This window comes from Pseudoalteromonas sp. SG45-1, assembly GCF_014164135.1.
Taxonomy (GTDB): Bacteria; Pseudomonadota; Gammaproteobacteria; order Enterobacterales; family Alteromonadaceae; genus Pseudoalteromonas; species Pseudoalteromonas distincta.
Window position 1 is genome coordinate 78,679 of sequence record NZ_JACJEP010000006.1, and the last position, 12,525, is coordinate 91,203.

Annotated in this window: 9 protein-coding genes; 8 read left to right on the forward strand and 1 reads right to left on the reverse strand. The window is 39.9% G+C overall.

Going from position 1 to position 12,525, the window contains the following annotated elements:
* Positions 1–4 precede the first annotated feature (4 nt).
* The gene (locus H5117_RS07575; RefSeq protein ID WP_182736949.1) at positions 5–3,124 is read left to right on the forward strand and encodes an efflux RND transporter permease subunit; all 3,120 of its coding nucleotides are present in this window, start codon (positions 5–7) and stop codon (positions 3,122–3,124) included.
* Positions 3,125–3,324: 200 nt separating this feature from the next.
* A complete protein-coding gene (locus H5117_RS07580) occupies positions 3,325–3,780 on the forward strand; it encodes a hypothetical protein (RefSeq protein ID WP_002957844.1) in 456 nt (151 codons plus the stop codon).
* 137 nt (positions 3,781–3,917) lie between these two features.
* Here the strand turns inward: H5117_RS07580 and H5117_RS07585 are convergent, their stop codons facing one another.
* Positions 3,918–4,424, reverse strand: coding sequence for a glycine cleavage system protein R (locus tag H5117_RS07585; RefSeq protein WP_002957843.1), 507 nt, complete (start codon positions 4,422–4,424; stop codon positions 3,918–3,920).
* Between the two features lie 380 nt (positions 4,425–4,804).
* On the opposite strand from H5117_RS07585, the gene H5117_RS07590 reads away from it, so the two are divergent.
* The 6 genes from H5117_RS07590 (at position 4,805) to H5117_RS07615 (ending at position 12,443) form a co-directional block, all read left to right on the forward strand.
* Positions 4,805–7,039, forward strand: a complete 2,235-nt coding sequence (locus tag H5117_RS07590) for an ABC transporter permease subunit (protein ID WP_024597535.1) — start codon at positions 4,805–4,807, stop codon at positions 7,037–7,039.
* 15 nt (positions 7,040–7,054) lie between these two features.
* The gene (gene pstA / locus H5117_RS07595; protein ID WP_002957841.1) at positions 7,055–8,704 is read left to right on the forward strand and encodes a phosphate ABC transporter permease PstA; all 1,650 of its coding nucleotides are present in this window, start codon (positions 7,055–7,057) and stop codon (positions 8,702–8,704) included.
* A 27-nt stretch (positions 8,705–8,731) separates the two neighbouring features.
* The gene (gene pstB / locus H5117_RS07600) at positions 8,732–9,559 is read left to right on the forward strand and encodes a phosphate ABC transporter ATP-binding protein PstB (RefSeq protein ID WP_002957840.1); all 828 of its coding nucleotides are present in this window, start codon (positions 8,732–8,734) and stop codon (positions 9,557–9,559) included.
* Between the two features lie 46 nt (positions 9,560–9,605).
* The gene (phoU, locus tag H5117_RS07605; RefSeq protein ID WP_007586465.1) at positions 9,606–10,307 is read left to right on the forward strand and encodes a phosphate signaling complex protein PhoU; all 702 of its coding nucleotides are present in this window, start codon (positions 9,606–9,608) and stop codon (positions 10,305–10,307) included.
* Between the two features lie 150 nt (positions 10,308–10,457).
* A complete protein-coding gene (locus H5117_RS07610; RefSeq protein WP_002957838.1) occupies positions 10,458–11,135 on the forward strand; it encodes a TIGR00153 family protein in 678 nt (225 codons plus the stop codon).
* A 39-nt stretch (positions 11,136–11,174) separates the two neighbouring features.
* On the forward strand, positions 11,175–12,443 hold the full coding sequence (locus H5117_RS07615) for an inorganic phosphate transporter (protein WP_024597536.1): 1,269 nt from the start codon (positions 11,175–11,177) through the stop codon (positions 12,441–12,443).
* Positions 12,444–12,525 lie beyond the last annotated feature (82 nt).

The window sequence follows — 12,525 nt, forward strand, 5'->3', positions numbered from 1 at the left end:
CATTATGATAACTGCCATTATTCGCTGGTCTGTTGGCAATCGCTTTTTTGTGTTGTTGCTTACATTAATTTTACTAAGTGGAGGGTTGTTTGCACTAAAAAATACGCCCGTGGATGCCTTGCCTGACTTATCTGATGTTCAGGTCATTATAAAAACTACTTATCCGGGGCAAGCGCCGCAAGTAGTGCAAGACCAAGTTACATTTCCGCTCACCACTGCAATGCTTTCTGTGCCGGGTGCACAAACTGTAAGGGGTTTTTCGTTTTTTGGTGACTCGTACGTTTACGTTATTTTTGATGAAAAAACTGATTTGTATTGGGCGCGTAGCCGAGTACAAGAATACCTAAGGCAAGCAGCAAACCGATTGCCCGATAGCGCTACGCCAGAGCTTGGCCCTGATGCAACAGGCGTAGGTTGGATTTACTTATACGCACTAATTGATAAAACAAATAAACACGATATTAGTCAGCTACGAAGCTTACAAGATTGGTTTTTAAAGTTTGAGCTACAAACTGTGCCCGGTGTATCTGAAGTGGCTGCTGTTGGTGGCATGGTTAAGCAATACCAAGTCAATGTAGAGCCCGATAAATTACGGGCATATGGTATTCCGCTAAGCCTTATTCAAACAGCTATTCAACAAGGCAACCAAGAGATGGGCGCCTCGGTAGTTGAAATGGCTGAAGCTGAATACATGGTAACAAGCACCGGCTACATTAAGAGTGTTGCCGACTTGGAAGCTATTCCGCTTGGTGTAAACGCCAACGGTACTGCGCTGCAATTACGTGATGTAGCTGATATTCGGGTCGGACCGCAAATGCGCCGTGGTATTGCAGAGCTAAATGGCGAAGGCGAAGTAACCGGCGGCATTGTTATTATGCGCTATGGCGAAAATGCACAAAAAACCATTGAGCTCGTAAAAGCGAAATTAGAATCGCTTAAAAAGGGATTACCAGAGGGCGTTGAAATAGTCCCTGTGTACGATCGCTCTAACTTAATAAATAACGCGGTAGATAATCTAACAAGTAAGCTAATTGAAGAGCTTATTGTAGTTGCCTTAGTGTGTGTGGTGTTTTTGTTTCATGTGCGCTCATCGCTGGTGGCGATTATTACGTTACCGCTTGGGATTTTAACGGCATTTATAATTATGTATTGGCAGGGGATTAACGCCAACATTATGTCTTTAGGAGGAATTGCAATAGCGATAGGCGCAATGACCGACGGCGCTATCGTTATGATTGAAAATATGCATAAGCATATGGAAAAAACGCCCCTTACCAAGGAAAACCGTTGGGAAGTTGTGGCTAAATCAGCGAGTGAAGTAGGTCCTGCATTATTTTTTAGTTTATTAATTATTACCGTCAGCTTTATGCCGGTATTTATTTTAGAAGCGCAAGAAGGGCGTATGTTTGCGCCACTGGCTTACACTAAAACCTATGCTATGGCAGCGTCTGCTGGGCTTGCGATTACCTTAGTGCCGGTATTAATGGGTTACTTTATTAGAGGTAAAGTTATTTCGGAGCAAAAAAATCCAGTTAACCGATTACTTGTTGCAGCGTATCGGCCATTACTTAACTGGGTGCTTAAATTTCCAAAAATGACATTGGTACTCGCGGTGGTTGTTTCTGTTATTGGCTTTTACCCGGTAAACAAAATAGGCAGTGAATTTATTCCGCCACTCGATGAGGGCGACTTAATGTATATGCCCACAACGTATCCAGGTTTATCGGTAGGTAAAGCGCGCGAAATACTACAGCAAACCGACAAGCTAATTGCCACAGTACCCGAGGTTAAAACAGTATTTGGTAAAGTTGGGCGAGCAGAAACTGCAACAGATCCTGCGCCGCTTACAATGATAGAGACGTTTATTCAGCTAAAACCAAAAAACGAATGGCGCGAGGGTATGACGCTTGAAAAACTTAAAAAAGAACTCGACGGTTTGGTTAAGTTTCCGGGGTTGACGAATGCGTGGGTAATGCCAATTAAAACACGTATTGATATGCTCGCAACCGGTATTAAAACTCCCGTGGGCATTAAAGTTGCGGGACCAAAGTTGAGTGAAATTCAAAAAATTGGTCAACAAATAGAAGTGCTTTTAAAAGATGTGCAAGGCACTGCATCGGTTTACTCAGAGCGAGTAGCCGGTGGGCGTTATATAAAAGTAGATATAAACCGAGAAAAAGCGGCGCGTTATAGCTTAAATATTAGCGACATACAGCAAGTTGTATCTACTGCAATAGGTGGTACAAACGTAACTCAAACCGTAGAAGGGCAAGAGCGCTACCCAGTTAATTTGCGTTACCCGCAAGCATACAGAGACTCGCCAGAAGAGCTAATGTTGTTACCTATTGTAACGCCTACAGGGCAGCGTATAGCACTTGGTGATGTAGCTGATGTATTTATTGAAGATGGACCGCCTGGTATAAAAAGCGAAAATGCACGTTTAAACGGTTGGAGTTTTATTGATATAGATGGCGTTGATATTGGTACTTACGTTGAGCACGCTCAGCAAGTGCTCTATAAAGACCTAATACTACCTGCTGGCTACTCAATTACGTGGGCTGGGCAGTATGAATACATGCAGCGCGCTAAAGACAAACTGACTTATGTATTACCACTTACATTAGCGATTATTATTGTGTTGCTTTATCTTAATTTTAGAAGCTTTGCTGAGGTCACTATTATTATGGCTACGTTGCCACTGGCAATGATTGGTGGCGTATGGCTAATGTATTTAGAGGGCTTTAACTTTTCAGTTGCAGTGGGTGTAGGTTTTATTGCCTTAGCTGGGGTAGCGGTAGAAATTGGGGTCATTATGTTGGTGTATTTAAACCAGGCCTATCAAGAAAAATGCATCGATGCAGAGCAGGCAGATAAGCCACTTAGTTTAGTGCAATTACAGCAAGCTATTATTGAAGGTGCAGGGCTTCGAGTACGCCCGGTTATGATGACTGTCGCGACAATTATTATTGGCTTGCTACCTGTGCTGTATGGCACAGGCACCGGAAGCGAAGTAATGAGTCGAATAGCTGCACCTATGGTTGGCGGTATGGGCAGTGCAATTGTACTCACCTTACTTGTTATTCCTGCGGTTTACCTACTGTGGCGCAAACAAGGACTTAAATAATATAAAGCAACAAGACGATAGAGGAGTGCGGTTACTACCCACGCATTGCTCTATAAAAATTACCTATAATTTGTAAGTTATTCTATTAAATTGCTAACTAATATCCATTTTAAAATTAACCTTCTGTTTTTAAATGGTTTTTTAATTGGCACGCTTTACGCAGTGTAGTACCTATACAGTCAACTAAGTAAGGAATGCACATGCAAGTTAAAACAATTAAAGAGGTATACGATTGGACCGTTTTGTTTCATACGCAAATGGCGGCTAATTTTCATAGCGTAAAGGATTTACTCGATGAACATAATGCAATGCTGGTGGACTACTACCTAAATTACGAAAAAAAACTCGCTGAAGATTTAGTCGGGTTTAAAGCGATAACCGAAATAAATACGCTCGATACGTACTGTTATGAATACTTTGCTAAGAATCCTGAGCTAATTACTTTCGAAGACATTAGTAAAGACCAGCAATTTGATGAGAAAGTTATTCAAGCTTATTTATCAGAGCAGCATCAAAAGGTAATTGAATTATACGAATACTTACTTGAGCGCGCTGAAACTCAAAGTGGCCAAGAAAAGCTGCAACAAATACTAGAGCTGGAAAAGCAAGGTATAAAGCAAATGATGCAAAGTACGAATCGTCATATGGATATGTAGCTTTATAAGATAACTATTTAAAATAGCCGATGCTTGCATCGGCTTATTTTATGTCTGCGTTAAATAACCCGCAGAGGGCTTTGATAAACTGGCTAAAATAATATGCGTGTCAACAGTGTGGCACGCACCTAGGGAGATCAAACTTCTTCTGTATCTACAATTAAATCACTTGTTATTGATTCCAATGCTTCAATGACTTCATCTTTATTCATACCATTGGGTAAAGTAACGGTAGCAACAGCGCTAAAAATAGGCACCCCCCAATTAGGCGCACTTTGCTGCCTTGAATTTAAATGAGTAATGTTAGCGCCTTTGTGGCGTATTACACTCGCCAACTCTTGAACAATACCTGGGCGATCGTTACCTGTTATAACCAGATTGATTTGTTCTAATGTTGATGGTTCAATTTCTGTGTTTCCGGTTTCAATTCGAACGTCTAACTTAGGTAACTTATTTAAAGCGCTTTGTAATGATTGAAAGTGTTCCTCAGCAACTTCAAGTTGAATAATACCTGCAAAATGACCTAATAAATGGCTTAAGTTACTGCTTAGCCAGTTGCCATGATTTTGTAACACGACGGATGAGATACTCTCTACTAAACCAGGGCGATCTTGCCCTAGAATAGTTATAACCAACTGCTTCATAAATAATTCTCTTTTTAAGCCCAAAGAAAGTAAATGCATAGGCATTAAGTGTATTGTCTAATCTAAATTGTGTGTTGTTGCACTTTTATAAATCGTTGATTTTAAAATAATAAAGTTGAATGTGGTTGTGTTGACTATACGCGGTATTAATAGTCATTCTTATTTTGTAAGTACTCTTTTAGTATTGACCTCGATAAATGCTTTGTCCAATTATTTTATAATTTAGTTCACTTAAAAATCATCTATATGAGACTTATTTAGCGATTTTCTTCGCTAGTTTTATTTAAAACCGTTTTAACGTGCTTATTATTACTGCTGTAACATTACTGTCATCTTGATGAAATATAATTTATAGAACGTTAAGATTTAAGGGTGTTTTGATGACTTCAAATCCGAATAAACCGACTTTTAATACGGATCGAAGCCGTCTATTTAAAGATCGGTTTGCCAAATTTGGTATAACCGCAGGTGGGATAATGGTATTGGTAGCACTGCTATTAATATTCTTTTACCTTCTTTATGTAGTACAGCCAATTTTTGAATCAGCAAAAGTAGAAAAACGCGATAGCTTTCAGGTCGCTAATTCGCAGCAAATAGCAGGCCTAGGTGTAGAAGAGCAAACTGAAGTTGCTTATTTACTCAGTCAGCAAGGTCAGGTTGATTTTTACAGTGTGCAAGATGGCAGCTTTGGTAAAAAGCTTAAAACATTAAACGCCGAGCTACCAAGTGATGCAACAAGCTTTGCAACTAGCGCGCCTTTTCAAGGGTATTATGCGTTTGGTTTAAAAGATGGCACTGTAATGGTCGTAGCACCTAAATTTTTGGTCACCTTTCCTAATAACGAGCGTAAATTAACGCCTCGTTTAGACTTTCCTCTTGGGGAAATGGCTTTGGAAGTAGATGAACAAGGCTCAGCTATTAAACGCTTTGCATTTAGCCACTATGAAGACAGAACAGCTGTTGTCGCACTTACAGAAGACAAACGGGTGCTGTTTAGCAGTTTTGTTGCTGAAGAGAATATGTTTACTGGCGAAGTTGAGTGGGTTGTTGAGCGCACAGAGCTAGATGTTGAAGGGCGTGTAGATGAGCTATTAATGTCGCCAGATACAACCCGTACTTTTGTACGTTCTGCTAATCAAGTTTACGTATACGATACACGTGACCCAAGTGATGTAGAGCAAATTCAGCTACTTTCAGCTAACGAAGAAAATGCCAATATTGTATCTGCACAATTACTAGCAGGTGCAAACTCATTAATGCTTGCCAATGATAACGGCGAAGTTTCGCAGTGGTTTGAAGTTAACACTGACACTGGCCGCGAATATGAAAAAATACGTTCATTTGAAACGACTAAGCAAAGTAAATTAAATGTATTTACAGAGTTCTACCGTCGTACTTTTTTTACGACCAGCAGTAACGGTGAGCTTGGGGTGTACTACACAACAAGCGAAGCAAAATTATGGCAAGGTAAAGTAAGTGAAGGCGCAATACAAAACTTTGCAATTTCACCGCGTTCAAATGCTGCATTAATTTTGGCGGATAACAAACTAACAGTATTAGAAATACATAACGAGCATCCAGAAGTCACTTGGTCAGCGCTTTGGCAAGAAGTGTGGTACGAAGGTTACCCAGAGCCAGGTTATATATGGCAGTCAACATCAGCCAGTGATGACTTTGAATCTAAGTTTTCATTAGTGCCAATTTCGTTTGGTACATTAAAAGCAGCCCTTTACGCGATGTTATTTGCAGTGCCTATTGCGCTTTCGGCGGCAATTTACACGGCATACTTTATGTCGAGCAAATTACGTAAGGTAGTTAAGCCTACTGTTGAAATAATGGAAGCATTACCCACCGTTATTTTAGGTTTTTTAGCCGGTCTTTGGTTAGCTCCATTGATAGAAGAGCACTTACCTGCAATTGTTGGGTTACTCATATTATTACCTTTAGGTATGTTAGCGACAGGTTTAGCTTGGACTAAATTACCAACCAAAATTCGTCATCGAATTCCTGAAGGATCTCATTCAATTATCCTTATTCCGGTCGTTTTACTTATTGGCTGGTTTTCGTTTGCGATGAGTGAATTTGTTGAGCTTTGGATGTTTGACGGCAATGTACGTCAGTACTTAACAAATGAGCTAGGTATGACATTCGATCAACGTAACTCGCTGGTTGTAGGTATTGCGATGGGGTTTGCAGTTATTCCAACTATATTCTCAATTGCAGAAGACGCCGTATTTAGTGTTCCAAAGCATTTATCAAATGGCTCATTAGCATTAGGTGCAACGCAGTGGCAAACACTAATACGTGTTGTATTACTAACAGCAAGCCCTGGTATTTTCTCTGCGGTAATGATGGGACTTGGCCGCGCCGTTGGCGAAACCATGATTGTACTTATGGCAACGGGTAATACACCTATTATGGATTGGAGCATCTTCCAAGGTATGCGTACGCTTGCAGCAAATATTGCAGTTGAAATGCCTGAGTCAGAAGTAGGTAGTTCGCATTACAGAATATTGTTCTTAGCGGCCTTTGTACTATTCATATTCACATTCATTTTTAACACAGTCGCTGAGTTTGTTCGCCAGCAACTGCGTGAAAAATATAGCTCAATGTAAGCGGAGAGACATGACATGGTAAAGCAGTGGTTTAAGTCTGGTTCTCCTTGGATTTGGATGACCGGTGGTGCAGTGAGCATCAGTTTAATTTCAGTTCTAGGCTTATTAGCAATGATAGCCTGGAAAGGATTAAGTTTTTTCTGGCCTTCAGAAGTTGTGCAGTTTGAACTTGAAGGGTCAATTTCAAAACAAACCGTTATTGGCGAAGTTTATGACCGTGAATTAGTACCAAAAACGCGTTTAGCCGCGACAGGTATTGACGTTAGCGGATTTGAAAAAGAAGAAATAGAGCGCTTACTTATTAAAACAGGTAATCGTGAGTATGTAGATTTAGACTTTCGTTGGATATTAGAAACCGACATTAAAAATAAAACAACGCCTGCAACGCTTGCTGTATTTGAGCGTAGTAAAAACGGTAATTTTTATGGTTATGTTGAAAGTGTAATTAAAGATGGTAAACCAGTCGAAGGCGATAAAATTGAAGCTCTACATGAACTTGTAGAGCGTGCCGTGGATTTAAACGACGAAGCACTTGATTTACAAAATGGTGACATTGGGCATATTAACTATGAGCTTGAGCGTCTTCGTTTAAAAGAAAAGGGCTACTTACTAGATAACGCACTCACTGATGAACGTGTTGCTGAGCTTGCTCAAGAGCGTGCTGAATTACGTGCGCAGTATGGTGTACTTGAAAAAGATTTATTTGCACTACGTAAACAAGCTAAACGTGACCACGTAACTGTAAAAGATATGCGCGGTGAAGTAGTTACGATTCCAATGTATCAAGTACTTGATGTTTGGTTTCCAAATGATATGGGCTTTTTTGCAAAGCTAGGGCACTACTTTGTGCAGCTAGGTAAGTTTGTATCTGATGACCCACGTGAAGCAAATACAGAGGGCGGTGTTTTCCCTGCTATATTTGGTACTGTGTTTATGGTTATGCTGATGGCTGTAATAGTGACGCCGTTTGGTGTTGTTGCTGCAATTTACTTACACGAGTATGCCGCTAAAAATGCAGTCACTAAGATGATTCGTATTGCGGTGATTAACTTGGCCGGTGTGCCTTCAATTGTGTACGGTGTGTTTGGCCTCGGCTTTTTTGTATACATGTTAGGTGGTAGCTTAGACCAATTATTTTACCCTGAAGCGGCACCAACGCCAGTATTTGGTACGCCAGGTGTAATGTGGTCGGCGTTAACGCTTGCTATATTAACTTTGCCAGTTGTTATTGTATCGACTGAGGAAGGCTTATCTCGTATTCCAAGTACCGTACGTGACGGTTCACTAGCGCTTGGCGCAACAAAGGTTGAAACGTTATGGCGCATAATTATTCCAATGGCAAGCCCTGCAATTATGACTGGTTTAATACTGGCAGTTGCGCGTGCTGCAGGTGAAGTTGCACCATTAATGTTAGTAGGCGTTGTAAAAATGGCCCCTACATTACCACTTGATGGTAACTTCCCGTATTTTCACTTAGATAGAAAGTTCATGCACTTAGGCTTTCATATATACGATGTTGGCTTCCAAAGCCCTAATGTTGAAGCGGCACGTCCGCTGGTATACGCCACTGCCTTTTTATTGGTGTCGGTGATTATTACCCTAAACATAACGGCCATTGGTATACGTAACCATTTACGTGAAAAATTCAGATCGCTTGAACACTAATTAGTAAAGATTTTATAGGTAACAAAAATGATTACAGTCGCTCCACAAGTAAACCAAGCTAATATTGGTCAAAAGTTAGACCTAGAAAATTTAACGGATGATCAAAAAGCGCTAGAGATTAAAGACCTCGATCTTTACTACGGTGATAAGCAGGCGCTTAATAAAGTTAATATGAACATTCCTAAAGGCCAAGTAACTGCGTTTATCGGGCCGTCTGGGTGTGGTAAATCAACATTACTGCGTTGTATTAATCGCATGAATGATTTGGTTGATATTTGCCGTATTGAAGGTGAAATATTACTCCATGGTCAAAATATTTACGATAAGAGCGTAGATGTAGCAGCACTTCGTCGTAATGTAGGCATGGTGTTTCAGCGTCCTAATCCATTTCCTAAATCAATTTATGAAAATGTAGTTTATGGCCTGCGCTTACAAGGCATTAAAGAGAAACGTAAATTAGATGAAGTAGTAGAGCAATCACTTCGTGGTGCTGCTTTGTGGGATGAAGTAAAAGATAGATTGCACGATAGCGCGTTTGGCTTATCGGGTGGTCAGCAACAACGTTTAGTTATAGCTCGCTCAATTGCAATTGAGCCTGAGGTACTTTTACTTGATGAACCAACATCAGCACTCGACCCTATTTCTACTTTGGTAATCGAAGAGCTAATAAACGATTTAAAAAACAAATTTACCGTTGTTATTGTTACACACAACATGCAACAAGCAGCGCGTGTATCTGATCAAACAGCCTTTATGTATATGGGCGAATTGATTGAATACTCAGACACAAATACCTTATTTACTACACCAACGAAGAAAAAGACTGAAGATTACATTACCGGTCGTTACGGTTAATTAGCCCGTTATAGCGTGTTGTACAAGATTAAGAGAGAAGGTAACTATGGAACATAATATTAATAAGCATATTTCTGGGCGCTTTAACCAAGAACTAGAAAATGTACGTAACCATGTATTGAGTATGGGTGGCTTAGTTGAGCAGCAATTAAATAGCGCGCTTGATGCGGTGAGTCGTAACGATGCTGAGCTTGCTCAAAAGGTACGTCAGAACGATTACAAAGTAAATGCAATGGAAGTCAGCATTGATGAAGAATGTACGCGTATCATTGCTCGTCGTCAGCCTGCAGCAAGTGACTTACGTTTAGTGATTGCAATTGCAAAAACTATTGCAGATTTAGAACGTATTGGCGATGAAGCTGAGCGAATTGCTAAAGTTGCACTAGACTCATTTACTAAAGATCAACAAGACTTGTTAGTAAATATTGAGAATATGGGCCGCCAAGTTCTAAAGATGTTACATGATGTACTAGACGCATTTGCACGTATGGATGTGCAGCGCGCATTTCAAGTACATAAAGAAGATGCAAAAGTTGACCGTGAATATGAAGCTATCACACGTCAAATAATGACTTATATGATGGAAGATCCACGCTCAATCCCTAAAATTATGGACTTAGTTTGGTCTGTTCGTTCATTAGAGCGCATAGGTGATCGCTGTCAAAATATTGCGGAATACATTATTTATTTTGTAAATGGCAAAGATATTCGTCATACATCTCAAGAAGATATAGAAAAATCGCTATAATTTTTTACCTATTTTTCTTTTTTATTAAAGCGGCTTAGTGCCGCTTTGTGCATTGCAAGCCTTAGTGAAGTAATAAAAAGCGTTCACAATCTTGGTTAATACTGTAAAATTCATGCTGCAAAGCATATCAATTTGATTAAAGGGTCAGTTATGCCTACAAACGCGTTTTTAGGAGTATTTGCAAAATCTCCTATCAAACCAATGGAAGAACACATCAAGAAGGTTCATCAAGCAAGTAAAGCTTTGATACCTTTTTTTAATCACGTATTTAAAGAAGAGTGGGTACAAGCTGAAGAGCTTCGCATCACTATTCGCAATTTAGAACGTGAAGCTGATGATATGAAAAGAGATATACGCTTACAATTGCCACGTGGTTTATTCATGCCGGTAGAGCGTACAGATCTTCTCGAATTAGTAACTCAACAAGATAAAATTGCCAATAAAGCAAAAGATATTGCAGGACGAGTGATTGGTCGTGAAATGACCATTCCTAAAGTTATGCAAGCTGATTTCTTAGCTTACTTAACCCGTTGTGTAGATGCGACTAAACAAGCATCTAAAGCAATTAACGAATTAGAAGAATTGCTAGAAACGGGTTTTAAAGGTCGAGAAGTCACCTTAGTAGAAAAAATGTTAGTTGAATTGGATGCCATAGAACAAGACACGGACGAAATGCAGATAAAAGTACGCCGCCAGCTACGTGATGTAGAGGGTGAGTTAAACCCAATTGATGTGATGTTTTTGTACAAAATCATTGAATGGGTTGGCGAGCTTGCAGATATTGCAGAGCGCGTAGGATCACGTCTTGAGCTGATGTTAGCTCGTTAATTTAAAATCAGTTCAAACACGAAAGATTAAGGTTTTACAATGGATATCATTGCATCTTACGGCACGGTATTAATTTTAATTGCCGCAGCAGTCGGCTTTTTTATGGCTTATGGTATTGGCGCGAACGACGTAGCGAACGCCATGGGTACATCTGTAGGTTCAAAAGCGCTAACAATCAAACAAGCTATTTTTATAGCGATGATTTTTGAATTTGCAGGCGCCTATTTAGCAGGTGGTGAGGTTACATCAACAATTCGTAAAGGAATTATTGATGCAGCACCATTTGCAGATATTCCGGAATTAATGGTTCTGGGTATGATTTCGTCTTTATTTGCAGCCGGTGCTTGGTTATTAATGGCCTCGTTCTTAGGTTGGCCTGTATCTACAACTCACTCAATCATTGGTGCAATCATTGGTTTTGCGTTAGTTGCAGTAGGTACTGAGGCGATTCAATGGGATAAAGTAGGTGGTATTGTAGGTAGTTGGATTATAACACCTGCCATATCAGGCTTTATTGCATACTTAATATTCATGAGCGCACAAAAACTTATTTTTAATACAGATGCACCACTAAAAAATGCTAAACGTTATGTCCCTCTTTATATGGGCTTAGCAGGTTTTATCATGGCATTGGTTACAATTAAAAAGGGCTTAAAGCACGTTGGTATAGACCTAGGCTCAGCTGAAGGCTATGCACTGTCAGTAGGTGTTGCAATAGTTGTTGCTGTGATTGGTAAAATTGCCATATCTCGCTTAAATATTGATCCAAAAGCAGATAAACAAATGCAGTTCAACAATGTTGAAAAAGTATTTGCTGTTCTTATGGTACTAACAGCATGTTGTATGGCATTTGCACATGGTTCTAATGACGTTGCTAATGCAATTGGTCCACTAGCAGCTGTTGTAAACATTGTTGAAAACAATGGTGAAATTGCTAAAAAAGCAGCTATTGCTTGGTGGATTCTACCTCTAGGTGGTTTTGGTATTGTTGCTGGTCTTGCTATTTTAGGCAAAAAAGTAATCAAAACAATTGGTGAAGGTATTACACATTTAACACCTAGCCGTGGTTTTGCTGCTGAACTAGCTGCTGCTTCTACCGTTGTTATTGCCTCAGGTACTGGTATGCCAATCTCTACTACTCAAACCTTAGTGGGTGCGGTATTAGGTGTAGGTATGGCACGTGGAATTGGCGCGCTTAACATGGGTGTTATCAGAAACATTGTAGTTTCTTGGGTAATTACATTGCCAGTTGGCGCTGCCCTTGCTATTGTTATTTTCTACGTACTAAGAACCGCATTTGGGGTTTAATAAAAAAGTACTCAAAGACTTTTAGCTTGAAAAGATCTCAATGCCCTAGGTGTTGGGGTCTTTTTATTTGTGGAAAGAAAAA

Bases quoted from the DNA above. Each gene is read 5' to 3' on its own strand.
- H5117_RS07580 (WP_002957844.1), top strand. From the start codon at position 3,325: ATGCAAGTTAAAACAATTAAAGAGGTATACGATTGGACCGTTTTGTTT.
- H5117_RS07610 (WP_002957838.1), top strand. From the start codon at position 10,458: ATGCCTACAAACGCGTTTTTAGGAGTATTTGCAAAATCTCCTATCAAA.
- H5117_RS07585 (WP_002957843.1), bottom strand. From the start codon at position 4,424: ATGAAGCAGTTGGTTATAACTATTCTAGGGCAAGATCGCCCTGGTTTA.
- phoU (WP_007586465.1), top strand. From the start codon at position 9,606: ATGGAACATAATATTAATAAGCATATTTCTGGGCGCTTTAACCAAGAA.
- H5117_RS07575 (WP_182736949.1), top strand. From the start codon at position 5: ATGATAACTGCCATTATTCGCTGGTCTGTTGGCAATCGCTTTTTTGTG.
- H5117_RS07615 (WP_024597536.1), top strand. From the start codon at position 11,175: ATGGATATCATTGCATCTTACGGCACGGTATTAATTTTAATTGCCGCA.
- pstB (WP_002957840.1), top strand. From the start codon at position 8,732: ATGATTACAGTCGCTCCACAAGTAAACCAAGCTAATATTGGTCAAAAG.
- H5117_RS07590 (WP_024597535.1), top strand. From the start codon at position 4,805: ATGACTTCAAATCCGAATAAACCGACTTTTAATACGGATCGAAGCCGT.
- pstA (WP_002957841.1), top strand. From the start codon at position 7,055: ATGGTAAAGCAGTGGTTTAAGTCTGGTTCTCCTTGGATTTGGATGACC.